Annotated in this window: 16 protein-coding genes; 5 read left to right on the top strand and 11 right to left on the bottom strand. The window is 66.1% G+C overall.

What is annotated here, in order from left to right; translation table 11 throughout:
* Nucleotides 1-40 precede the first annotated feature (40 nt).
* Together QOH60_RS10125 and ndhA are read right to left on the bottom strand one after the other, a co-directional pair.
* Complete coding sequence (locus QOH60_RS10125; RefSeq protein ID WP_526419726.1) at nucleotides 41-271, bottom strand: dihydrofolate reductase family protein; 231 nt, start codon at nucleotides 269-271, stop codon at nucleotides 41-43.
* Between the two features lie 172 nt (nucleotides 272-443).
* Nucleotides 444-1853, bottom strand: a complete 1410-nt coding sequence (gene ndhA, locus QOH60_RS10120; protein ID WP_526419724.1) for a type II NADH:quinone oxidoreductase NdhA — start codon at nucleotides 1851-1853, stop codon at nucleotides 444-446.
* 125 nt (nucleotides 1854-1978) lie between these two features.
* Between ndhA and QOH60_RS10115 the strand changes: the two genes are divergently transcribed.
* Together QOH60_RS10115 and QOH60_RS10110 are read left to right on the top strand one after the other, a co-directional pair.
* A complete protein-coding gene (locus QOH60_RS10115) occupies nucleotides 1979-2473 on the top strand; it encodes a hypothetical protein (RefSeq protein ID WP_526419722.1) in 495 nt (164 codons plus the stop codon).
* Complete coding sequence (locus QOH60_RS10110; protein WP_526419720.1) at nucleotides 2470-2925, top strand: RDD family protein; 456 nt, start codon at nucleotides 2470-2472, stop codon at nucleotides 2923-2925. Before QOH60_RS10115 ends, QOH60_RS10110 begins: the two co-directional genes overlap by 4 nt.
* Here the strand turns inward: QOH60_RS10110 and QOH60_RS10105 are convergent.
* Complete coding sequence (locus QOH60_RS10105) at nucleotides 2898-3842, bottom strand: hypothetical protein (protein WP_526419718.1); 945 nt, start codon at nucleotides 3840-3842, stop codon at nucleotides 2898-2900. The two genes, QOH60_RS10110 and QOH60_RS10105, sit on opposite strands and share 28 nt — an antisense overlap.
* A gap of 164 nt (nucleotides 3843-4006) precedes the next feature.
* On the opposite strand from QOH60_RS10105, the gene QOH60_RS10100 reads away from it, so the two are divergent.
* Nucleotides 4007-6253, top strand: a complete 2247-nt coding sequence (locus QOH60_RS10100; RefSeq protein ID WP_526419716.1) for a molybdopterin-dependent oxidoreductase — start codon at nucleotides 4007-4009, stop codon at nucleotides 6251-6253.
* A gap of 13 nt (nucleotides 6254-6266) precedes the next feature.
* Here QOH60_RS10100 and QOH60_RS10095 read toward each other — a convergent pair whose 3' ends face one another.
* From QOH60_RS10095 to QOH60_RS10060, 8 genes are all read right to left on the bottom strand, one after another.
* Nucleotides 6267-7535, bottom strand: coding sequence for an MFS transporter (locus QOH60_RS10095; RefSeq protein WP_526419714.1), 1269 nt, complete (start codon nucleotides 7533-7535; stop codon nucleotides 6267-6269).
* Between the two features lie 77 nt (nucleotides 7536-7612).
* Nucleotides 7613-10840 carry an arabinosyltransferase domain-containing protein gene (locus QOH60_RS10090; protein WP_526419712.1) on the bottom strand — a complete coding sequence of 1076 codons (3228 nt, stop codon included), beginning with the start codon at nucleotides 10838-10840 and terminating at the stop codon, nucleotides 7613-7615.
* Complete coding sequence (locus QOH60_RS10085) at nucleotides 10837-14064, bottom strand: arabinosyltransferase domain-containing protein (RefSeq protein WP_526419775.1); 3228 nt, start codon at nucleotides 14062-14064, stop codon at nucleotides 10837-10839. The genes QOH60_RS10090 and QOH60_RS10085 overlap by 4 nt, the downstream gene beginning before the upstream one ends.
* A 90-nt stretch (nucleotides 14065-14154) precedes the next feature.
* A complete protein-coding gene (locus QOH60_RS10080; RefSeq protein WP_526419710.1) occupies nucleotides 14155-17388 on the bottom strand; it encodes an arabinosyltransferase domain-containing protein in 3234 nt (1077 codons plus the stop codon).
* Nucleotides 17389-17464: 76 nt separating this feature from the next.
* Nucleotides 17465-19348, bottom strand: coding sequence for an arabinofuranosyltransferase (locus tag QOH60_RS10075; protein WP_526419708.1), 1884 nt, complete (start codon nucleotides 19346-19348; stop codon nucleotides 17465-17467).
* On the bottom strand, nucleotides 19349-20143 hold the full coding sequence (dprE2, locus tag QOH60_RS10070) for a decaprenylphospho-beta-D-erythro-pentofuranosid-2-ulose 2-reductase (protein ID WP_526419706.1): 795 nt from the start codon (nucleotides 20141-20143) through the stop codon (nucleotides 19349-19351).
* Complete coding sequence (dprE1, locus tag QOH60_RS10065; RefSeq protein WP_526419704.1) at nucleotides 20144-21499, bottom strand: decaprenylphosphoryl-beta-D-ribose oxidase; 1356 nt, start codon at nucleotides 21497-21499, stop codon at nucleotides 20144-20146.
* Nucleotides 21500-21537: 38 nt separating this feature from the next.
* Entirely contained in the window at nucleotides 21538-21903 is a 366-nt protein-coding gene (locus QOH60_RS10060; RefSeq protein ID WP_526419773.1) for a GtrA family protein, read from the bottom strand.
* A 116-nt stretch (nucleotides 21904-22019) separates the two neighbouring features.
* Here QOH60_RS10060 and QOH60_RS10055 point away from each other — a divergent pair, with 116 nt between their 5' ends.
* Both QOH60_RS10055 and nhaA read left to right on the top strand, forming a co-directional pair.
* Nucleotides 22020-23225, top strand: coding sequence for a cation:proton antiporter (locus tag QOH60_RS10055; protein ID WP_526419702.1), 1206 nt, complete (start codon nucleotides 22020-22022; stop codon nucleotides 23223-23225).
* Between the two features lie 18 nt (nucleotides 23226-23243).
* Nucleotides 23244-24542 carry a Na+/H+ antiporter NhaA gene (gene nhaA, locus QOH60_RS10050; protein ID WP_526419700.1) on the top strand — a complete coding sequence of 433 codons (1299 nt, stop codon included), beginning with the start codon at nucleotides 23244-23246 and terminating at the stop codon, nucleotides 24540-24542.
* Nucleotides 24543-24551: the final 9 nt, after the last annotated feature.

Raw genomic sequence — 24551 nt, 5'->3', positions numbered from 1 at the left:
AGCCAGTATTCGATTCTGCGCACGCTCGCAGCGGACGCCGTCAGCCAGCTGGCTCGTACGTCAGCCGCACCAGACCCGAGGTGTACGTCTTCGTCGAGAGCAGACGAAGCGGCATCGGCATCTCGCCGGGCTCGAAAGGCCTGACGCCGCGACCCCACACGTAGGGATGCATCCAAAATCGCACTTCGTCCACAAGATGCTGCCGTGCAAGGTAATTGGCGAGTTCTCCGCACCCGTACAGAATCAAGTCACGGGACGTCCGGGCCGTCAAGGCCGCTACTTTCCTCCCCGACCTCAGCACCGAGGAGCTCCGAATTCCAGGTCAGCGGACCGCTGATCGTCCGCGACGCAAAAAGGGCCTCGTCTGGCGGCACGAGCGTGCGCAGACTCGCTAGCCAATACGGCGTGTCGGCCGCAGACACGCACGCTCGCGCAGAAAACGCCTAGGCCGCCCCGCCTGCTGACTCGGACCGTTCGAGTTCGTCGGCCGTCTCGGCGGCGGCCAGTGCCCCCTGCTGCTGTTGCAGCATCGTCATCGCCTGCCTGGCGTAGATCATTTGGCTGGTGATGGCCATCTGACCGCGGCCCCGGCCCAGGAAGGTGACGAACCACGCGACGATCGTCGTGAACTGATTCTTGAAGCCGACCAGATAGAAAAGATGCAAGACCAGCCACGCCAACCACGCGAAATAGCCGCTGAACTCCAACTTGCCGACCTGTGCAACGGCGCTGTTGCGTGAGATCGTCGCCATGCTGCCTTTGTCGCGGTACTTGAAGGGTTCCCGGGTGGCCGGATCGTCCTGGCCCTTGAGCGACTTCTTGATCAGCTTCGTTGCGTACTTGGCGCCCTGAATCGCGCCTTGCGCCATGCCGGGTACGCCGGGAACGGACATCAGGTCGCCGATCACGAAAACGTACGGGTAGCCCTTGACGCTGAGATCCGGTTCGACGACCACGCGCCCGGCACGGTCGACTTCGGTGCCGTCGGATTGCTCGGCGACCATCTTTCCCAACGCGCTGGCCTGGACGCCTGCGGACCACACCTTGCACGCGCATTCGATGCGCCGCTCGGGTCCGTCCTTGTCCTTCACGGTGATTCCCATGTAGTCGACGTTGGTCACCATCGCGTTGAGCTGCACCTCGACGCCCATCTTCTCCAGGCGCTTCTGGGCCTTACGGCCGAGGTTCTCACCCATCGGCGGTAGCACCATGGGCGCCGCGTCGAGCAGGATCACCCGGCAGTCCTGCGGCTTGATCGTCCGGAACGCCCCCGCGAGAGTGCGCTCCGCGAGCTCGGCGATCTGACCGGCCACTTCGACCCCGGTCGGTCCGGCGCCGACGACCACGAACGTGAGCCGGCGCTGCCGTTCAGCGTGGTCGGTGGACACCTCGGCGGCCTCAAAGGCTCCCAGGATGCGTCCGCGCAATTCCAGCGCGTCGTCGATCGTCTTCATGCCCGGCGCGTACGTCGCGAACTGATCGTTGCCGAAGTACGACTGCTGGGCACCCGCGGCCACGATCAGCATGTCAAAAGGCGCGACCGTTTCCATCGAGATCAACCGCGAGGTAACGGTTTTCGCCGTCAGGTCGATTGCTTCGACGTCACCGAGCAGCACGCGCACATTCTTCTGCTTGCGCAACACCAGACGCGTTGTCGGCGCGATTTCGCCTTCGGACAAGATCCCCGTCGCGACTTGGTAGAGCAACGGCTGGAACAGGTGGGTCGTGGTCCGAGAGATCAATGTGATATCGACGTCGGCCCGCTTGAGGTATCGGGCCGCGCGCAGGCCCCCGAAACCGGACCCGATGATCACGACACGCTTGCGGGTGCCGGTTTCCGACGAGTTGCTCATGGTGCTCCTTAACGGCGACGACACGAGCAACATACTGGTTTCTGATGAATTGCTCTCGACGGGAATGGGTCGAGCGCAAGCCTTGATCTGCGCCTTTCGACGAGCGTGGTGATTACGATGCGGTGGTGCCCGAACTTGCGGACCTGCGCAAGCAGCCCGCCGTACTGGTCGTCGCCGGCGCCGCCGCCACTGTCGCGGGCGGTGCGATGGCGACATACCGGGCCGTCGAAAGCCTTCCGTTGGTCGGCTCCTGGCTGCGTCGTGGGCGCTCCGAGCTGACCAGGCGCGGCGAGGACGCCATCGCGCGCAGCACCGAGCCGATCAAGACACTGATCTCCACCGTAGTGGTCGACATGGTGAAACTTGTTCTGGAGCAACTGGATTTGACGGAGTTGGTGCTCGACGAGCTCGACATGGATGCGGTCATCGGGCGGATTGACCTCGTCGGACTCGCGAACCAGGTCATCGACGGCGTCGACCTTCCCGCGATCATCAGGGAATCGACGAACAGCGTCACAGCCGAGGTGATGACCGACGTCCGCACTCAAGGCGAGCGAGCCGACGACATGGTGTCCGGCTTCGTCGATCGCATCCTCGGACGCGACCCGGACAACCGGTGAGCGAACTGACGCCACAAGTCGAAGAGCGCGCGGCAGGCATCGTCAGCCGAGGCGTGGCTGCCGTCATCGACTTCTTGACCGTCGGCGCAATCCTTGCCGCCCTGTATGTCGGGGTGGTGTTGACGCGGCTGATATTGCACTCGACGGCCTTCACGTTTCCGTCCCTCGATTTCGTCTTCTCGACCACCATCGCATTCGTCGTGTCGGTGCTCTACCTGGTCGCGTGCTGGTCGGTGTCGGGGTGCACCGTGGGAGCTGTGGTGATGGGACTGCGCGTCGTCGGGCGCCGCAAGCCGCGGCTCGGCCCCTTCGTGGCGTTGCTGCGAGCGGTCACCTGCGTGGTGTTTCCGATCGGGCTGCTCTGGGTGGTGGTGGACCGGCGGCGCAGGTCGGTTCAGGACATCGTGTTCGGCAGCAAAGTCGTCTACGCGCGACCCTCATCCTCGCCTTGACCCGAAGGCTGGGTTGGCGCCGTCTGGTGATCCCGTTCTTCGCCGCGTTCGAGTGACAGACACGCACTCTGGGCAATCACCAACGCCGTCGAAACCCCAACCAGTCCCCATGCCAGCCGGGGGCTGATGTGTGCGGTGGGGTCAAGCGTCGACAGCGACATCGATTGCCACACCGCGAACATGATCAAAGCCAGGCTCGAATAGGGCAGACATGTCATCGCAAGATCCATTAGCCGGGCCGGCGTGCCGTCATCCCGCCGTACGCTTCTTCCGCACCACCAGATGACGGCGCAAGCCACAAAAACCGCCAAAGCCAGCCACGGCAACAGGGATTGGGAGCTGTCCCACAACGATCGGCTGCTGGGTGTCCACATTGGTTCAATTGGCCGGTGCGGCAGGGGATTCTGCGGCGGACCTGCCAGCGACAGCGCCAGATCGTCCAGGCTGGACAGCACGAACACCACAATGATTGGCGGTGTTAGGACCGCGACGATGAAACGAATGTGTGCGCCCAGCGCTGCCGCGGAGACCAGCTGCACAGCCGCGAAAAGCAATGTGTAGAGCGCGAAAGCGAACGCCACTCCGGCCAGCACCTCTTCGGACGCCCCCCTGCCGTCGGTGACGACGCAGCCGCGCTCGGCTGAGATCGCTGCGTACAGCACGGTTGCGGCGATGAGTCCGAGAAACGCGCATCCGAAGGCCGCGATACATCTTCGATCCTGGACCAGCTCCTCGGCGATGTCGGCCCGGCCGAGCGCCTCGCGGCGGTGCTGTCGGTTGAGCATGAGCGTGATCGCGATGAACGCGAAACCCGCCAGGACGCTGGTGAGCTGTCCGTACGCGGCCGCGGCGGCCGAGAAATCAAAGTCCTGCCACATGGGGCAATCACCATCGGCCAGCAGGTGAATGCTGCCCATGGCACCTCCTTGGGGCTGCACCGGACGATCAGAACATGGGCCTGCGTCTACCTTGAGGCGACCGGGCCGATCGCATGGCCAATTCAGGGAATTCGTCCCCGCGCTCGTCGCTCCACCGGTGAATTCCGCTACTCATCGTAGCGATTAGGGCGTACCGTGGGCCCGTGACCACCGACCTCACCACCCGGCTCGCGCGCACCGGAGCCGACGGCCGCCATCTGTACACCTGTCCGCTCTGTGAGGCCATGTGCGGCTTGGAGATTCACGTCGAGGGCGGCCAAGTGCGCAGCATCCGCGGCAACCCGGACGACGTGTGGAGCCGCGGGCACCTGTGCCCGAAAGGCGCGTCGCTGGGCGCCGTACACCACGACCCCGACCGCATTCGCCGGCCACTGATCAAGGTCGACGGGCGCTGGCAGGAGGTCGGTTGGGACGCCGCGTTCCGGCGGTGCTCGGAGTTGCTCAAGCCCGTCATCGACAGGTACGGAATCTCCGCGGTCACGGCCTACACCGGCAATCCGCTGGCGCACTCGTTCTCACTCGGGCGCTACATCGGCGTGCTGCTGGGAATGTCGGGAATTCCGGTGAGCTACTCGCCCGGCACGGTCGACCAGTGGCCGAAGAACCTGACGTCGCACCTGATGTACGGCGGGTGGTGGACGTTCCCGGTACCCGACATCGAACGCACCGATCTTCTCGTCGTGATGGGAGCCAACCCGGCCGCGTCACAGGGCTCACTGCTGGCCGCACCTGACGTGATGGGCATCGTCAACCGAATCCGCAAGCGCGGCAAGGTCATCGTCATCGACCCGGTGCGCACGCAGACTGCGGCGCACGCCGACGAATGGCTGCCCGTGACCCCGGGCACGGACGCCGCGCTGCTGCTGGCGGTCGTGCACACCCTGTTCGACGAAGACCTCGTGTCACTAGGGACGGCGGCCCCGCACGTCGACGGCGTCGATGTGGTGCGCCGCGTCGCGGCCGACTACCCACCTGAACGGGTCGCCGACGTCACCGGCATCCGCGCGCAGCGGATCAGGGAACTGGCCCGCGACCTGGCCGCCACACCAAAAGCAGTCGTATACGGGCGAATTGGTCTGTGCAATCAAGAGTTCGGGAGTCTCGCGAGCTGGCTCGTGGACGTCGTCAACATCCTTTCCGGGCACTTCGACACCCCGGGTGGCAGCATGTTCGCCCGCCCTGCGGTCTGGACGTTGACGGGTCAGCCGCAGCCTGGCATGGAGGGCGGCGCCCCCATCTTCGGGCGCTGGCACACCCGCGTCCGTGGGGCGAAGGAGGTGCTGGGCCAAGCCCCGGTGTCGTGTCTGGCCGAGGAGATCGCCACCCCCGGCGACGGCCAGATCAAGGCGTTGATCACGGTCGCAGGCAACCCGGTGCTCTCCAGCCCCGGCGGCGACAAGCTGGACGAGTTGCTGCCCGGGCTGGACGCGATGATCTCCGTCGACAACTGGGTCAATGAGACCACCAGGCATGCCGACGTCATCCTGCCTGGGCAGTCGCCGCTTGAGCAGCCGCACCACGACGACCTGATCCTGGCCTTCGCCGTCAACAGCGTCGCCAACTACTCGGCGCCGGTGTTCGCCCCCGACGATCCCGGCCGCCCAGAAGAGTGGGAGATCTTGATCCGGCTCACCGGCCTGTGCCAGGGCGTGCCGGCCGAGGACGTCGACGTCGCCGCTATCGACGACGGTTTCTTCGACTACATGGCGTTCACACAGGGCCTCGACGGCGCGGCGGTCCGTGCCCACTACAAGCGCGGCGGCCCCGAGCGGATCCTTGACCTGACGCTGCGCACCGGCCCGTTCGGCGACCGGTACGGGGACGTGCCCGATGGTCTGACGCTGGCCGAATTGAAACGGCGGCCCAACGGAGTGAATTTCGGGCCGATGGTGCCGCAGCTGCCGGACATTCTCGAAACGCCGGAAGCCAAGATCCGGCTGGCGCCCCAGTATCTACTTGACGACCTGCCGCGGCTAGACGCACGGCTGGCGCGTGAGCCCGACGACCTCGTGCTGGTCAGCCGCAGGCATCTGCGGTCGAACAACTCGTGGCTGCACAACGTCCCCGCGCTGATGAAGGGCCGCGATCGCTGTACGTTGCTCATGCACCCGGCCGATGCGCATCGGCGCGGCGTCGCGACCGGCGACGTCGTCGAGGTGGTGTCGCCGACCGGCAAGCTGGCGGTGCCGGTGGAGGTGACAGACGCGATCAAAGCCGGCGTGGTGTCGATGCCGCACGGCTGGGGTCACGGAAAGCCCGGCACCAAGATGGCGGTGGCCAACAGCTCGCCCGGCGTCAACTTCAACGTGCTGTCGCCGCCGACGTTCGTCGACGAGCCATCGGGCAATGGAGCGCTGAACGGCATTCCGGTGACCGTGAGCCGCGCCTGAACCGGTCGTCGGGCTAGCCCCCGCGCGCCCCGGCGAGCTCTGCGCTCTCCTCGGTGCCGAATTCAATTCCCTTGCGGTCCTTGCCAATCAGCGTCAGGAAGGCGACGGCGATCAACACCGGGATCACCGTAGCCGCCAAGGCGAACGGGTACCCATGCGAATGAGCGAGTCGCTCCTGGATCGGAAGGTTCAGCGCCGCAAGCAGATTGCCCAGTTGGTACGTCACGCCGGGGTAGAAGCCGCGAATCGTGTCGGGTGACATCTCGGTGAGGTGCGCGGGGATGACGCCCCAGGCGCCTTGGACGGCAACCTGCATGAGGAACGCTCCCAGGCACAGCATCGCCGCGGTCGTCGAGAACGCGAACAACGGCACGATCGGCAGTCCCAGGAGGGCGCAGAAGATGATCGTGTACCGGCGCCCGTACTTCTCCGACAGCCTGCCGAACGTCAATCCGCCGATGATCGCACCGACGTTGTAGATGATGGCGATCCACTTGGCCGTCTCACTGGACAGTCCGGCTCCGCCGTTTTCGGTGGCTTTCAGGAAGGTCGGATACACATCCTGCGTGCCGTGGCTCATCCAGTTGAACGCCGTCATCAGCAGAATCAGATAAATGAACCGACGAATGATCTTGGGATCCTTCGCGAGGTCTTTGAAACTGGTCTTCGTCACCTTCATCCGCTCGCGGGTGGCCTCCCACACCTCGGACTCTTTCACCCGCGATCGGATGATCAGGGAGATCGCGGCGGGGATGATGCTCAGGCCGAACAACCAGCGCCACGACAGGTCCAGCCAGTCGATCACCACGAGCGCGGCAAAGGTGGCAAGCAGATAGCCGCAGGAGTATCCGGCCTGCAGCACGCCGGAGAAGAAGCCGCGACGCTCCCGCGGAATCTTCTCCATCGCGAGCGCGGCGCCCAGGCCCCACTCGCCGCCCATCCCGATTCCGTACAGCATCCGCAAGATCAGCAGCACGGTGAAGTTCGGTGCGAAGGCGCACAGGAAGCCGACGATCGAGTAGAACGTCACGTCGACCATTAGCGGGATTCGCCTGCCGACGCGGTCGGCCCACAGACCGAAAAGCAGGGCGCCGACGGGACGCATCACAAGCGTGGCAGTGGTGAGGAAGGCCACCTCGGTGGTGCTCAAGCCGAAGGTCTTGGCGATGTCGGCGTAGACGAAGACGACGATGAAGTAATCGAACGCGTCCATCGTCCAGCCGAGTTGTGCGGCGATGAACGAGTTGCGCTGATCTGAGGTGAGTCGCTGCTTGGTCGCCATCGCCGTCTCCTTCGCACCGCGTCAGCGAGGGGGTTCCCCAAAAATATGACGCCAATCACTTTGCTGAAGCCGCGAGGCTAGGGCTTGATGCGGATGCGCCCGGGCTTCCACAGCCCGCTGTGAGTGGCCTTCCCCAGGTCGAGTGTCGCGGGCTCGGCCTGCGAGACGGTGTCGAACTTGCGCAAGGAACCCCAGTCGCGGCCCCAGTCATCGGACAGGTAGGTCGACACGACGGACGCGCGCAGCAGCAGATCCGAGACGCCGAGCAAGCCGCCCCACTGGCCGTCCTCCCAGGTGTCGGTGTCGTGGATCTTCGCCTCGTAGTCGGGCGTGATGCGGAACGCCGGGACCTCGGTGACGCCGTAGGTGTGCAGCATCGGATGCTGGCACGGGAAGGCAAGGCCCACAGCCCAGTCCATCAGGACGGGCTGCGACGAGCCCACGTACTGCTGCAGCGTGCGTACCTCGGGCACGCGGGGTGGCGTGACGGCGATCCAGTCGCCCGGCGTCAGCGACTTGTCCTCGGCGATCACCCGCACCGCCACGGCGTCTGCCGGTATCTCGGATCGCGGGTATCGCAGATTCCGCCACGACGGCGCCGGCCCGATGTCGTAGGGCGCCACCCGGCCGGCAGGTAGTGGCACGCCGTCCGGGCCCGGTCGCGCATACTCCAATTCGACTGTCTGCCCGGCACTGTGGCCGTTCAGTACGCTGTTCCCGGTGATCGTGCCCGCTGCGGTGATCACGACCAGTGGGTGAGCCCCGTCATTCGGGCGCAAGCCGTACCACGCCGACGTCAGCGTGGCCTGCTGTTGCGGGCCATTGGCAAAGCTACCGGCGACCGGCACTTTGGCCGGGTCGAGCTTGTACGGCAGCGGCAACGTGGAGCCGTTGACCCCGGGGGTCGACAGCTTCACCGCGGCATCCCAGTCATAGTCGGTGCCCGACTGCGGCAGCGGATTGCGAATGGCCTCCGCGACGATGTGGTCGGGCACGCCGTTGGGCGTGAAGCCCACGGGGCCGACACCACCCAGAGGGCCGAGCGGGCCATAGTCGCCCGGCATCGGGGTCAGAATTCCCGCATTGGCATCCGCTTCGACGAGCACGTCATCGGCCAGCCCGCACCCGCCGACGAAAGCGCGCAGGTTCGACGCCGTGTTCGAGTACGTCGGGTACTGGCGCACCACCGCAAAGAGCATCGACCCGACGAACACCAACACCATGAAGCCCGCAGCGATGGGGATGGGCGCGGTGGTCAACGCTCGTGACAGCCGGCCTTCGCCGCGTCCCGGCGGGACGAAATGCAGCCATGCCGCGTACAGCGCGGTGACCGCGAAGAGCGCGAAAAAGATTGTGCTGATGGTGATCGCGCCGGCGCGCGGCATGCTGCTGTTGTACGGAATGCCGTAGCTCGACACGTACCACCAACCGTTGGTGGTGGCGAAACACAAGGCGAGCACGAACATCAACGCCGCAAGGAACGTCATCCGGTTGCGCGACCACCGAAGTACCGACGGCGACACCAACACCGTCGCCAACGCGGCCATCGCTGCACCGACGGTCGCGAACAGCCCGAAGTGGTGAACCCACTTGGTCGGAGTGAACATCAAGAAGAACATCGTGAGCAAGATGACGCCCATCAACCGCCACACCGGACCACGCGCAACACCTGGAATCCGCTTGCGCCGCAACATGATGAACATCGATGTGAACAGCGACAGCGCGGTGATCAGGAAGCCGAAGCGGCGCGACAGCGACCCGTCGACCGTGGGTAGCAGCAGGTAGTAGTATCGCAGGTTCTCGGTGTACCACGCCTGATTCGGGCCGATGACCGACCGAATCCTGGTGGCCTCCAACACTGTTGCCAAGGTCTGGTCCGCGAACACGACCGTCAGCACCACCGTACCCGCCGCCAGCAGGGGGGCCACCAGCGGCCACGTGCCGATGATCCGGTGCCTGCGCACCAGGATTCGCAGTATCGGCCGACCGCCGGCCAGCAGCGCCGCGACGGCGATGATGCCGGTCGGCTGAACGCCGAGGGTGAACGCCGCCACCAAGACCGCGAGCGCCGCCGGCGTCATGCGGCCGCCGATGATCGCCCGCTCGATCAGCACGTAGGTGATCAGAGCGCCCGTGGCGATGATGCCCTCGGGCCGCAGCCCGTTGTTGAACGGCATCCACGCACCCAGCAACACGAACCCCGCAGCCCACATCGCGGGCTTGCTCGACACCACCGCGGGCCCCAGCCGCGGCAGCACTTCGCGACTCAACAGCACCCAACACACCAGCGCCGCAACGAGATCGGGTAGCCGGATCCAGATGCTGGAGTCGCTCACATGCGTCATCAGAGCCAGCAGGTTGTAATACCAGCCGAACGGGTCCTCGGGACTGCCGAACCACCGGAAGTAGTTCGACATGTAGCCCGCGTGTCCTGCGGTGCGGGCCATCTGCAGGATGTAGCCGTCGTCGGACGAATTGCCTCCGACGATGTGCCACCCCAGAAATCCGCCGACCACGACGACGTCAGTAAGTGTGAACGTGCGCCATCTCGCGGGAATCAACCGCTGCATCCGCCGGCCGTCGACCTGGTCAAGCCGCCACAGCGCCACCAGCGCAACGATCGTTGCCACCATCGCCAGCACCATCGCGAGCAGTTTCAAAACCGTTGGCGACGTGGAGAACCGGGTGTCGATCGTCGCCGAAAGCGACAACCCCGACGGCGCAGGTCCGGTCAGGTCACTGAACACCCCGACGATCTGCGGGCGCAGGTTCGGGTCCGCGAACCCACCGCGCAGCGGCGCTCCCTTGTCGTCGGTGAGCCCGACGAACGCGGCGAATGTGCCGGCTTCCGACGACGTGATCTCGATGCGCTGACATTGCGGCGACATCACCTTCGCGCGCGGTACAGCGGCCACCACGACATTGCGGACGATCACGTCCACCCGGTCGGCGGTGACATTGACCAACATTGCCTGCAGCGCAGCCTGCTTGCCGTCTTTCGGCGCGGTACCAAGCAGCAGGCCACCGTTGGCCGGCATCGAGCGCACCACGTCGCACGGCACCGTGGCCGACATCGATACGGGCGTTTGGGAAATCAGTGGCGCCGTGACGTTTTGAACGATGCCGTGCTGCGGCCAGTTCAGGGTCGCGGTGGTCTGCACCACGGGCAGAAGCGGGGTTGCCACCGACAGCACGAAGCCGATCAGCCCGGCAATAGTGGCCACCCAACGGGCCACCGTGATATTGCGGCGCACCTCATCGGCGCGATCCTGCTGACGCTCGGGATTGGCGAATAAAGCGGTCATGGCAACGCTCGAATCGGGCCGACACGCCGCCAGCCGGGCACGGCTACGGATCCCTGCTCGACAACGGCGTCTGGCGCCTCGCTCTGCGGCACCAGCCGGTCATAGCGTTCGATCGCGCCCCAGTCCCGATACCAGTCATTGCGCAAGTACGTCGGAATCGTGACGCTGCGCAGCAGCGCGGTGGTGAGCAGGAACGGACCCCCAGCGTCGACCGACTCCCACATGTTCGACGACGTCACCGTCTGCTTGTGGTCGGGCATGATCCGGTAGCGGGGAACCTCGGCGATGCCGAGATGTTCGGAAAACGGCCGCTGGCACGGGAAATTGGCCGCTGTCGCGATGTCCAGCAACACCGGCGTCTGCGATCCGATCACCTGCTGCACCGTCTGCAGCACAGGCACCCGCGGCGGCGTAAAGGCGAACCACTGATCGTCGGACAGGTTCGGATCGTCGGCGACGAGGCGGACGACGTTCGCCCCCGGCGGCGCCGACCCCAGGGGGAACCGCAGATTGCGCCACACGTTCTGCGGCCCGATGTCGATCGGATCGAACACACCCAATTCCTGAGTGCGGCCGTCGGGCTGGCGGATACCCCACTGCAAGCGCAGATGCTGCCCGTAGCTGAACTCGCCCTCCTCGTCGTAGGACCAGATGGCACCGGCCGCGGCGACCGCAACGATCGGGCGGTCGGGAGTGCGCGGCGGCAGCTCGTACCACGACGACTCGGCATGTGCGGCAACGGTGTTCTCGCCGTAGCTGCCCATCACCGGTGTGCGGGCGGGGTCGAGGCCGAACGGCAGCGCGGCATTGGACCCGTTGACGCCGACTGGCCCGTAGCCGCCGCGGGTGCCGGCCGTGTCCCCGGCCTCACGGATCGGCTTGTTGGGCGATCCGTCGGAGTTCACCAGGCCCGGCCGCGCGGTCACCGGCTCCGACTCCATCTCGGGGTCGACGCCGGTGGGTGTGAAACCGACAGGCGTCTGCCCACCGAGCGGGCCGTCCTTTCCGAACGTCTGACCGGGCGCGGGCTGCAGCAGGCCGGCGTTGGTGTCGGGTTCGACGAGCACATCGTCGGCCATGCCGCAGCTCGACAAGCCGGAGGTGAGCGCATCGACGTTGGCCTTGGCGGTGGTGTAGGCGGGGTAGCGCTGCGCAGCGGCCTTGGCCAGCGACCCGACCTCGAGGACGACCATAATCGTCGCCACGACAAGGAGCGGCGTGGACGCCAGCACGCGGTTGCGCCGGTTGTCCTTGACTTCGGTGTGCCCCGCGAAGTCCATGCGGAAGTGCAACCAGCCGGCGTACAGCCCCGTCAACACCGCGAGAGTGAGGAACATCGACGTGACCGCCCGGTGGTAGAGCACGGGCTGCTTGTCGAACCACGGCACCCCGAAGTTGCCGACGTAGAACCACGCGTTGATGCCCGAGGTGGCCCACGCCAGCAGGAACAGCAGCGCAGTGACATAGAGCGCGAGGTTGCGTCGGCTGTGCAAGCCGACACGGGAGAACGCAAACGCGGTGAGCCCGCCCAGCGCCCCGGTCAGGCCGGCGAACGCGCCGAATTGGATCGCCCACTTCGTCGGTGTGAAGGTCAGCAGCAGCAGCCCGATCGCGGTGGTGCCGACGAGCCGCCAGACCGGGCCGGTGGCGACCCCGGGCACGTGGCCACGGCGGAGCAACACGATGATCATCCCGAACAGGCAGAGCAGTAGCAGCAGCCCGGCGAACCGGCGCGTCAACGACCCGTCGACGTTGTTCTCGACCGTCAGGAAGTAGTAGCGCAGGAACTCCTGATACCACGAGATCGTCGGCCCGACAGCGTATTTGATGCGTGTCGATTCGGCGACGGTGGCCAGCGTCTGGCTTCGGAATACCACCACGAGGATGACGAAGAACGCGGCGAGGAGCGCGGCCAGCGGCGCCAAAAGACCGTCGACAGGCCTGCGCCGGGCGATCACCCGGGCGATCGCACGTGAGCCCGTGAGCAACGCCGCCACGGCGACCAGTCCCTGCGGCGCCAGCGTCGCCGACAGCATCGCGCTGACGACGGCCAACGCCGCGGGAACCAATCGCCTTGTGGCGATTGCGTTTTCGACGAGCATCCAGGTGATCATCGTGCCGAGCACGATGATCGGCTCAGGTCGCAGCCCGTTGTTGAACGGCAGCCACGCCGAGAGGAACACCGCGCCCGCAGTCCACACCGCGACGCGGTTCTTCGCGACGCCGTGACCCAGCCGGGGCAGCACACATCGGCTGATGATCAGCCACGAGCCGATGCCCGCCAATGTGGCTGGCAGGCGCATCCACACGCTGGCGGTGCTCACTGACGCGAGGTGGCTGAGCACGCCTGCATACCAGTCGAACGGCGCCTCCGTCGTGCCGAAGAAGCGGTAGTAGTTCGCGAAGTAGCCGGCTTGGTGCGATACCCGTGCGATGGTCAGGTTGTAGCCGTCGTCGGAGGAGAGCGCGCCGATCACGTGCCAGATCAGCAGCGTGCCGATGACGCCGCCGTCTGCCAGCCACGTGGCGAGTCCCGCGTTCCACCAGCGGCGGCCCACGCGCCGGGGGCGCATGCTCCAGTAGCGGTCCAGGACCGCGAGCGCGGCAAGTGACAGCGCGACGCAGAGGACGCCCAGCACCATCACCGCTGTCTTCACATGTGTCGGCGACGTGATGAACCGGGTGTCGACGTCCAGCCGCGCGCTCAGCCCTGGAACAGAGGCACCCGTCAAATCGGTGAACAGCCCCGCGACTTGCGGCTTCTTATCGGCCGCCAGCGTTCCGCTGGCCTTGGGAATTCCGGCGAAATCGGCGCCGACACCACCGACGTTCGCCCAGATGTGCAGCGCGGAGCATGCCCCCGAATTCACCGCCTGCCGCGGAGCCGCCGCGGCGACCGAGTCGCGGAACGCGACGAAGACGAGATCGGCGTTGGCGCGGACGAACAACCCGTTCTTGGTGGCCTCGATTCCGGCCGTCGACGGGATCGTCGAGAACACCAGACCGCCGTCCTTGGGCAGCGAACCGATCATCGGGCACGGGATGCTGACGTCCAAGGCCAGCGGCGCACCTGACACCAGGGGCGCGGTCACCTCAACGATCTGTCCGCCCTGCGGCCACTGGATCGTTGCCGTCGTCTGCTTCACCGGCAGCAGAGGGACCAGCGCGCACAGCACGATTCCGGCGATCCCGGCCGCAATAGCGACGAGCCGAGCGATACGCAACCGAGGGGACGGCGGCGCCTCGCTGTCTCCTCTTCCCGCTAGACGGTCATCGGCGCTATCGGGCACGACCGTCGATGGTAGGCGACTCACCTAATGACGCATCGGCGCCGGGCTCCACAGCCCGCTGCGTGTTGCCGAACCGAGATCCAGCCTGGCCGGTGTGGCGTCGGGGTAATAGGGGTCGAGCCGCTGCAGCGACCCCCAGTCGCGCGTCCAATCATTGTTGAGGTAGGTCGCCACGGTCACCGCACGGAACAGCAGTTGACTGATTCCGAGCGGGCCGCCCCCGAAGTTGTCCATCACCGCCGAGTTCGCTTCGTCGCCGTACTTGTCAGGCAGGATCCGCCACTTCGGTACCTCGGTGACCCCGCGGTTGTGGCCGAAGGGCTTCTGGCAGGGGAAATCCAGCCCCACCAGCCAGTCCAGCAGGACGGGGTCTCGCGACCCCACGACGTCTTGCAACGTGCGCAGTTGCGGGATCCTCGGTGGTGTCACCGCAATCCAGTGCCGGGGCGCCAGATCCTCGTCGGTCGCCGTCAGCCGGATCTGCGTGGCACTGGCCGGGATGGAGGACATCGCGAGGCGCAGATTGCGCCAGGCCGGTGGTGCGCCGATGTCGTTGAAGTTGGCGCTGCCTGCCACCTTCCCGTCGTCGCCCGCCCACTGCACTCGCACTTCGCGCGAGTCGAACCGTCCGGCGGCTGAGACCACCAGCAGCGGTCCTGCGGTGTCTCGTGCGGGCAGGCGATACCACGCCGATCGCAAGTTAGCTATCGCCTGGATCCCGGAACGATAGCTGCCGAGCACCGGGGTACGGGCCGGGTCCAGGCCGTACGGCAGCTTTGCGTTGGAGCCGTTGATCCCGCCGGCGTCATTGGTGCCGCCCTTGTTGCCGGGCTCGCCGTTGATCGACTCCTCGTCTCTGTTGCTGACGAATCCGCCGCTCGAATTGTTCAGCAGGGGATCCGGGGTGACGTCGAGCGGGACACCGTTGGGGATGAAGCCTTCGGAGGTGCCGGCGCCTAGCCCATCGGCGACCGGAACACCTATCGGCGTCAGCATGCCCGCGTTCGGGTCCTGCTCCACCATCACGTCGTTGGCGAGGCCGCAGGTCTTGCCGGTGAGCGCTTCGATGTTGGACCGCCCGACGCTCCACGCCGGGTACTGGGCGATCATCGCGCCGGTCAACGACCACACCTCGAACGCCACCAAGAACCACGTCGCAGTCGCCAACGGAGATTCGACGAGCGGGCGCACCAGCCGCCGCCACCGTCCTGCGTGCTTCGGCGTCGAGACATCACGGTTGGAGAAGTGGAACCACGCCGCAACTAGCAACGCCACGACCGTCAGCCCGAGCAGGATCGTGGTCCACCCGTAACCGAAGGCGGGGAACTCATTTGACCACGGCACATGGAAATTCGCGACGTACCAGTAGCCGTTGACGCTCGCGAACGACAGCGCGGTGATGAACAACACCACCGCCCCGAAAATCATGCGGTTGCGCCGCGACTTCATCACGGCTGCGGCCACCGCCACCGCCGCCAGGGCTCCCAGCGACCCGGCCAGGCCCGCGAACACCCCGAAGTGGTGCGTCCACTTCGTCGGCGTGAACATCATCGCGAGGAATGAGATGACCGTGATCCCGACGATGCGCCTGCCGGGCCCGGCGGCCGTTCCGGGAATCCGGCCCTTGCGCAGCGACATCGCGACGGTGACCGCCAGCGCGACGACGAGAGCCAGCACCGGGAATCGGCGGGCAATCGACCCGTCGGGCGTCGGCGACAACAGCCGCTCGTAGCGGATGTGCTCCTCGAACCAACTCAGGCTGGGACCGGCGGCCCGCTTGAGGGAGTTGGCCACGACCTCGCCGACGAGCGTCTGGTCGCGGAAGATCAGTATCAGCGTGACGGTGCACGCCGCCAAGATGGGCGCCAGCAGCGCCAGGTAACCGAATCGGGCCGAGCGGCGGCGCAGGATGGTGCGCAACGGGCCGATCGCCACCAGCAGCGCCCCGATCGACGCGATGCCCGTCGGCCCGGAGAACAAGGTGAGCGCACCGATAATGCACGCCACAGCCAACGGCAGCAGCCTGTTGGTGGCCACCGCGCGTTCCACAGAACACCAGGTCAACAGGATGCCCAGAGCGATGATCGGCTCGGGCCGAAGCCCGTTGTTCAGCGGCAGCCAGAACACCAGGAACATGCCCGCGGCCGTCCATGCCGCCGCGCGGTTGGCCTTCACGGCATGCCCGAGCCGCGGGATCACTTCGCGGCTGATCAGCCACCAGCATGCGAGCGCCATCATCAGCGTGGGCAGCCGGACCCATACGCTTGCCGTCGACACGTGCGTCCACAGCGCGAGCAGGTCGTAGTACCAGCCGAACGGCGCTTCCGGAGTGCCGAACCAGCGGTAGTAGTTGGCCATGTAGCCGGCGTTCTCGGACACCCGCGCCATCGTGAGGATGTAGCCGTCGTCCGATGTGTTCGCGCCGACGAAGTGCCACCACACTAGGACCGCCGTCACCACACCGTCCAGTGGCGTGACCGACCACCATCGCGCGGGCAGGAACCGGCGATGCCGCATGCCGTCGGATGTGTCGAGCACGTGCAGCGCGACCAGCGAGACCGCGGTGACCGCGACGCCGAGCACCATCGCGAGAAGCTTCAGCAGTGTGGGCGTGCTGCTGAACCGGGTGTCGATAGTGGCCGAGAAACTCACACCGGGCGGCGCGGGTCCGCTCAGATCGGTGAACACGCCGACGATCTGCGGGCGGAAGTCGTATCCCGACAACCTGCCTTTCAGTGGCTCACCGGCATCGTCGCGGTCCGGCGGCTTCACCAGACCGACGAACTCCGCGGTCACCTCGTCTGCGTGTGCGGTGAACGTGAGCCGCTGGCAGGCCGGGCCGAGGATCTGGTTCATCGGCGCGACCACGATCGGCACGTTGCGGACGATGACGCGAAGCTCGTCGTTGACCCGCTGGATCAGCAACCCGCGGTCGACGGCTTTGGGCGCCTGTTTCGGCACCGTCGACAACAGCACCGTCTTTCCCGCGTTCTGCGTACCCGCGAGCCCCGCGGCCGCCCGGCACGGGACAGTGATGTCCAGGTCGGTGGCGACATAGGAGATCAGTGGTGCAGTCACGCTGGAGAAGATGCCGTCCTGCGGCCAATTCAACTGCGCGGTGGTCTGTTTCACCGGCAGCAGCGGGGTTGCCAACGCGAGAACGGCACCGAGCAGACCCGCGACGATTGCGACAAGCCGTGCGGTTCGGTAGTCGCCCGCCGCGCTGCCCGTCACGGGGGTAGATCGTAATGCCATCATCGGCCCGCGCCCTTGCGAGTGTGAATCCACTGCGATGCCACGCCAGGGCAACACGCAGAGACTTCACAGCCGCGGCTCATGTGCGGATGGCCAGTGCGAACGGCCCGATCGTGGTTACGGTAAACCGCGGATCGGCGAAGAGCGCCGCGTACAGCGCCACCTGGTAGCGCCGTACGTTGGGTTGGTTCGGGTACACATCGGCGGCCAGCCGAAGTGTGAATGTGTCGTTGGCGCCGTGGCGCATCAAGAAGACGGTCGGTGCTCGCCACGGCAGCTTGTCGAGGGCGGCGATGAACTCGCCAGCTGTCTTCAGCTCCGACCAGCTCTCGATCGCCTTGGCTCGTTTGTCGAACTGCGCCAACGGATTTGCGTAATGCGACGTGAGCCCTTGAAAGCCCCAGTACGGGTAATAGGACAGAAAGCTGTAATCGGCGGTGAGCACGACGATCTCGTCGCGCGGCTTGCCGGTGACCTGGCGGATCTTCGCGTCGATCTCCGCGTAGTACTTCTCGGCACCGGGCGGGCGGCGGTCGGCGCGCTGGCCGTTGCCGTCGGTGTCGGTATAGGCGACAACGAGGTCCGACTTCAACACGTTCGGGATGTCCTGGCTGAACGCCAGTGCGCCGACGAGGCCGAGCGCGCCGGCAGCGACGAGGATGCGTCGGCCGGCTTGCGGGCTTCGCCGCGCGGCGAGCCCCTGTGCGACCTCGACGAAGCCGAACGCGCCGGCCGCGACGAGCAGCACCGTCAACGTCGGCTGCAGCCGAAACGACAGCAGGGTGGTACGCGCCAGGGTGGCCAGCATCGACAACAACGACCACAGGTAGACCGCGACCACGCCGAACGCCAGCGCGGCGGCCCGCGTCGACGGCCGATGAGCCGCTTGCGCGAAGAGCGACAGCGGGAGCCCACGCACCACCAGCCACAGCGTGCCGAGCAGGCACAGCCCGCCCAGCAGCGTGAACTCCAACATCGGGAACGGCAGCTGCGCGCCGTCGGCAGGGAGGTAGTGCCGCGCGGTGCCGGACCCGGCGGACGAGCGGCCGATCGCGGCAAGCAGGTACGGCAGCCAGCCGATCAGCGCGATCGCGGCGGCGATCACCGCGACCACCGCCAAGCGCGCCAAGGGTTCCCACTTCCGTGCCAGCGCGGCCGCCACCGCCGCCATGATCGCGACCGTGAACGACGCGTAGGCCAGGAGCAGTGTGTAGAACAAGGCCGCGAATCCCAGGAAGATGCCGACCGCCACCACGGCCGCCCAGCCACCCGAGCGCGACTGACCCTGTAGGCCCGACCACGCCAGCACCAGAACCGGCGGCAGAAAAATGGTGATGACCGCGGCGTACGGCTCAGCCGACGCGTACGCGAGCGTGGCCGCTGCAGTTGCCACGGTGACGATCACTGCAAGCTCGAAGCGAATCAACTTGGACCACAAGATGAATGCCATCACGATCGCGATCGTGATGGAGGTGACGGCCCACGGTTTGAACATCTCCCAGCCGGGTGTTCCGGTGAGCGCGGCGGCCCGGCCGCCGAGCCAGAACCAGCCTGCCGGGTAGTACGGCGGGAGGTCGGCATACGTCATGTCGTGCAGGCCTGCGGTGTCCGTCAGCCGGGTCAGGTATTCGGTGCGGAACTGCTGGTCGACCGAAATGCCGAAGAGGTAGAGCTTCGTGGCACCCAGCGGCATGCCGAGCGTCGCGATCGAGAACACCGCCAGAGACACCACCGCCACGGCGTGCGCGGCGAAGGGCCGGCTTCGGCGCCACACCCAGCCGGCGGCCAACAGCCCTGCGACGCCGACGAACTGGCCGACAGTCGTGAGCGCGTGCAACTGGTTGGACGAGTTGTAGGCAGGCCACTCGACGTGTGCGATCGCGAACAGCGCCACCGCGGCCAGCGCCCCGGCCGCGAGCGCCGCGACGAGCATGTGGCCGAATGCGACCAGCGCGGGCCGCATCTAGATAGGCAGTTTCCGGAAGATGGGCCGCGGGATGTGGCGCAGCACCATCATCACGTAACGGAAGGGCGGTGGCGCCCAGACGAGTTCCTTGCCTTTGGCTGCCGCCGTCACCGCCAGCTCTGCGACATCCTCCTTGTTGACGGTCAGCGGGGCCTCTTTGCTGCCCGTGGCCTTCCAGTGTTCGGCCGTCGTTGTGGTGCGCACCTGGCCCGGCCGGATCACCAGAACCCGAACCCCGTACTCGCGCAATGCTTCTCCGAGACCGAGGTAGAAGCCGTCGAGCCCGGCCTTCGTCGACCCGTAGACGAAGTTGGACCGGCGAACGCGCTCTCCCGCGGCCGAGCTCATCGCGATGATTTGGCCGAACCCTTGTGCACGCATCTTCTCACCGAGCAGTACACCCACGGATACCGCTGCCGTGTAATTGATCTCGGCAATCTGCACAGCCTTGCGCTGGTTCTGCCACAGTTCCTCGGCGTCACCAAGCAACCCGAATGCCACGATGGCTACGTCTATATCTCTTGCGACGTCCCCGCCTGCAAACGCCTTCTCGATCACCTCGGGATGGGTATCCGTCGCGACGGCGTCGAAATCGATGACCTCGACCGACCTGGCACCGGCGGCTTCCATCTGCGCCACAGCACCGTCCCGGAGAGGATCGCCCGGCACGCACGCCAGGACGATGCGCGCTTTGGCGTTGCGCAGGTACCGCTCGCAGATCGCCAGCCCGATCTCTGAGGTCCCGCCCAGCAGCAGGATCGTCTGCGGATTGCCAACAGCGTCGAACACCATCTAGACCAGCTCCAAGCGTCGGGCCATATCGGAGACGAACACGCCGTGCGGATCTGCCTTACGGCGCAACGCAATCCACTCGTCGACACGGGGGTACATGGCATGGAAGGTCTCTGCGGTGGTGCGTGAGTCCTTCGCGGTGTAGAGGCGCCCGCCGAATTCGAGGACCCGCCGGTCGAGTTCGTTGAGGAATTCGTTGAGGCCGGGGTTGATCTGGAAGTCGACGCACACATTCCAGCCCGGGATCGGGAAGCTCAGCGGCGCCTTGTTGTTCGGGCCGAACAACTTGAACACATTGAGCCACGAGTAGTGCCCCGACTTCTGGATGTCGTACATGATGCCCTTGAACGCCTCGACGGCCTCGGTGGGAACCACGAACTGGTATTGCGCGAATCCGACTGAGCCATAAGCACGGTTCCATTCGCCGACCATGTCCAGCGGATGATAGAACTGCGTCAGGTTCTGGGCCTTGCCGCGGTACGTCTTGCCCAGCCGATACCAGACCTCGGTCATCGGGCCGAAGGTGTACTTGTTGCCAAGACCGTTGGGGAAGATGTCGGGTGTCGTGAAGAACTGCGGCGCATCGAATTTCAGCGGGTCCTTCTGCAGTTTGGCAGGCAGCTGATCGAGTCGCGCCAGCGATCCGCGCGAGATGACCGCACGGCCAAGCTTCGGGGGCGCGCTGATCGCGTCGAACCACGCGCTGGAGTAGGTGTAGTTCGCCTCGCTGCCGTCGCTGTGGAATGCGATCGTCTCGTCGAGACCGCTCGTGACGTCGCCATCGGCGATGAAGTAGGCGGTTTCGGTCGGCGTCATCGCGATCGTCGCGCGCAGGATGATGCCGGTCAGGCCGTTGCCCCCGACGGTGGCCCAGAACAGATCGGACTCGGGGGTCAGATGCTCGACGTCCCCGTCGGCCGTCAGGAGATCGATCGAACGGACGTGGTTTCCGAAGCTGCCCGCACTGTGGTGGTTCTTGCCGTGGATGTCACACGCGATTGCGCCGCCGACGGTGACCTGGCGCGTCCCCGGCAGCACAGGCACCCACAGCCCGCACGGCAGCGCGGCACGCATCAGCTGATCGAGGTTCACGCCCGCGTCGACGTCGACGAGCCGCGTGTCGGCGCTGATCGAGTGGATCCGGTTCAGCGGCGTCATGTCGATCACGAGCCCGCCGCCGTTCTGCGCGTTGTCGCCATACGAGCGGCCGAGCCCGCGTGCGATCACACCGCGGGAGGCGCCGTCGGCGGCCCGCGCGACCGCCTTCGCGATCTCGTCGACGTCGGGGGTGGCGAGTACCTGGGCGACGGTCGGCGCCGTGCGACCCCACCCGGTAAGCCGCTTCGTGGTCAACATCGCCGGTCAGCCTACCGTCCGGCGCGTTTTGTCCAGGTTCAGCGCAGCTTGAAGATCACCGCGCGCTGCACGATGAAGTTGATCACCGTGGCGGTGCCCTGGGCGATCACGAACGCCGCGAGAAGCGCCCAGTTGCGGTACCCGAACAGCGCGAGGCACAGGTGGTTCAGCCCGACTTGGACCGCAAACGTCAACGCGTACAGCACCATGACCGCGACGAACCTGGCCGTACTGGGCGGAGCCTGGAAGGTCCAGCGCCGATTGATCAAGTATGCGGTGATCGTGCCCGCGACGAAGCTGATTGCCTTGGCCGCGTCCACCTGCACACCGGCCACCCGGTAGAGCAGCATGTAAAGCCCGAAATCCACGATCGCCGAGAACCCACCGGTGACGACGAACCGCACCGCCTGCGTCTTCAGGGAAAGCGTCGGGGGCATCAGCGGCTCGGCCACCCGCGCAGCTTAAAGCGTCCGGCCGGTTGCCCTAACGTCGACGGAATTCTGTGCGAGCCTTACCGCTGATGCACACCGAAACCGCGATCACCCTGACCTTCCTGGTGCTGGCGTACGCGGTGGTGTCCGGCCTGGTTCACCGCTGGTACGTCGCGCCGGCGTTGATCTTCGTAGTCTGCGGGATTGCGCTGGGCCCGTCCGGGGCCGGCTGGATCGATGTGAAGAACGACGACTCCGAGAGCTTTACGGTCCTCGCGCAGTTGGCGTTGACTGTCATCCTGTTCAACCAGGCGTCGCGGTTGAACTTGAGCACTGTGCTCCGCCGAGGCCGGTTGACATTGCGCCTGCTCGCAATTGGGATTCCCGCGTCCATCGCACTGGGCACGCTCGCCGCCGTAGCGCTGCTCCCGGTGCTGCCGCTGTGGGAGGCCGTGTGCCTCGCGGTCATCGTGGCACCGACAGAAGTGGCCTTGCTCAGCGCGGTGCTCGACGACACTCGTATTCCGGAACGCGTGCGCAACGCGCTGTCCGCTGAGAGTGGCTTCTACGACGGATTCGCGCTCGCAGCACTTCTGGCCGCACTCGCCGTGGCCTCCGAGGACCGCGATCCCGAGCCCGCCCGTTGGGCATGGTTCGTGTTTCGCACCGAATTCGTCTCTCTCGGGGTCGGACTGGCGATCGGCGCGTTAGGCGCATTCGTCATCGTCAGGTCATCCAACCGGCAGTGGATGAGCGCCACGTGGGCACAACTGTCAACGGTGGCGTTGGCGTTGGCTTGCTTCGTCACCGCCGAGCGCCTGCATGCCAGCGGGTTCGTCGCGGCGTTCGCCGGCGGGCTGGCCTTCACGATGGTGTCGGCGCGGCTGGGTGGACAGGAGGCGACAACGCAGGTCTCGGACGCGATCGGCGAGTTGCTGGAGCTGTTGGTGTTCGCGATGTTTGGCGCCTTCGCGGTGATCGACGGATTTCGCCACGCCGGTTGGCGGGTGGTGGTGTTCGCCCTCGTCGCGTTGTTCGTCGTTCGAATGGCCGCGGTGCTGCTGTCTATGGTGCGTGCCAACCTGCCGCTGTCGAGCACCTTGTTCATGGGTTGGTTCGGGCCCCGCGGAATCGGCACGATGGTGCTCGGCCTCATCGTGGTCGACAGAGGCGACATCGCGCACCGCGGGCTCATCGAGGAGACGGTCGTCATCGTCGTGACGTTGAGTCTCGTGCTGCACAGCCTGACCGCCCCGCTGAGCGTGCGATTCGCTGCGAAGTCCGCCCAGGAGTGAAACCGCCCGAGGAAACCCTTGACCGATAACGATTTCCGACGTGCCTCCAAGCGCGTGCTGTTGGCCCGGGGTTCCTGGGGCGAAACATCGCGCATCTCATCGTTGCTGCGCAAGGAAACTGTCGGCGGCGCACTGCTGCTGGTTGCCGCGGCGGTTGCGCTGATCTGGGCGAACTCGCCGTGGTCGGCGTCCTACCACGCGCTGGTGAACTATCACGTTGGTACGGAACGGTTTTGGCTGCACCTCGACCTGAGCCTGTCAGCATGGGCCGCAGATGGACTGCTGGCCATCTTCTTCTTCGTCGTTGGGCTCGAACTCAAGCGGGAGTTCGTCGCGGGCGACCTGCGGGACCCAGGGCGCGCGGCGCTGCCGATCGCTGCGGCGGTGGGCGGGATGGTGGTGCCCGCTGCCATCTTCCTGACGATCGCTGGGCACGTCGGTGCGGCAAAGGGGTGGGCTATCCCTACCGCGACGGACATCGCATTCGCTGTCGCGGTGCTCGCGATTCTGTCGACCCACCTCCCGTCGGCGCTTCGCACGTTCCTTCTCACGCTGGCGGTCGTCGACGACTTGTTGGCGATCACCGTGATCGCGGTGTTCTACACCGAGACAATCAACCTCGTTGCGCTTGGTCTTGCGCTCGTCCCACTATTGCTATTCGCTCTGTGTGTCCAGCGTCGTGTGGGGTCCTGGTGGCTTTTGATCCCGCTTGCGGTGTCCGCCTGGGCGTTGGTCCACGAGTCCGGTGTACACCCCACGGTCGCTGGGGTCCTGATGGGTTTCATGGTTCCGGTAGCGAAGACGCCGGATGGCCGACCGAGTCTCGCCGACCGATTCGAGCGGCGTATCTACCCGGTGTCCACTGGGTTCGCCGTGCCGGTGTTCGCGTTCTTCGCAGCCGGGGTAACAGTGGGCGGGTCCGGCGGATTGCTTCACGCACTGACAGATCCGGTGGCGCTCGGCGTCATGGCAGGTCTGGTGGTGGGCAAGACCGTCGGCGTCTTCGGCACCGCACGATCACTGTCGGCGCTGACTCGGGCGACTCTGGATCCAGCGCTGCGTTGGATGGACGTCTTCGGACTGTCGCTGCTGGCCGGGATCGGGTTCACGGTCGCGCTGCTCATCGGTGATTTGGCGTTTGGTGAGGGAACCCCGCGGGCGGCCTCGGTCAAGGTCGGCGTCCTGGCGGGCTCGACACTTGCCGCAATTCTCGGGGCGGTGGTCCTGCGTCTGCGGAACCGGCACTACCGAGCGGTTTGCCGCGAAGAATCACTCGACCTCGACCGGGACGGTGTGCCCGATGTGTTCGAGCGCTGACGCATACCG

The organism is Mycobacterium sp. (assembly GCF_032159765.1).
GTDB lineage: Bacteria > Actinomycetota > Actinomycetes > Mycobacteriales > Mycobacteriaceae > Mycobacterium.
The sequence above is the reverse complement of the archived record's forward strand: the minus strand, read 5'-3'. Positions and strand labels throughout refer to the sequence as shown.

What these genes read in the sequence shown, in the direction of transcription:
- QOH60_RS10105 (WP_526419718.1), bottom strand. Translation starts at nt 3,842, where the DNA reads ATGGGCAGCATTCACCTGCTGGCCGATGGTGATTGCCCCATGTGGCAG.
- dprE1 (WP_526419704.1), bottom strand. Translation starts at nt 21,499, where the DNA reads ATGTTGACCACGAAGCGGCTTACCGGGTGGGGTCGCACGGCGCCGACC.
- QOH60_RS10075 (WP_526419708.1), bottom strand. Translation starts at nt 19,348, where the DNA reads ATGCGGCCCGCGCTGGTCGCATTCGGCCACATGCTCGTCGCGGCGCTC.
- QOH60_RS10055 (WP_526419702.1), top strand. Translation starts at nt 22,020, where the DNA reads ATGCACACCGAAACCGCGATCACCCTGACCTTCCTGGTGCTGGCGTAC.
- QOH60_RS10095 (WP_526419714.1), bottom strand. Translation starts at nt 7,535, where the DNA reads ATGGCGACCAAGCAGCGACTCACCTCAGATCAGCGCAACTCGTTCATC.
- dprE2 (WP_526419706.1), bottom strand. Translation starts at nt 20,143, where the DNA reads ATGGTGTTCGACGCTGTTGGCAATCCGCAGACGATCCTGCTGCTGGGC.
- ndhA (WP_526419724.1), bottom strand. Translation starts at nt 1,853, where the DNA reads ATGAGCAACTCGTCGGAAACCGGCACCCGCAAGCGTGTCGTGATCATC.
- QOH60_RS10090 (WP_526419712.1), bottom strand. Translation starts at nt 10,840, where the DNA reads ATGACCGCTTTATTCGCCAATCCCGAGCGTCAGCAGGATCGCGCCGAT.
- QOH60_RS10080 (WP_526419710.1), bottom strand. Translation starts at nt 17,388, where the DNA reads ATGATGGCATTACGATCTACCCCCGTGACGGGCAGCGCGGCGGGCGAC.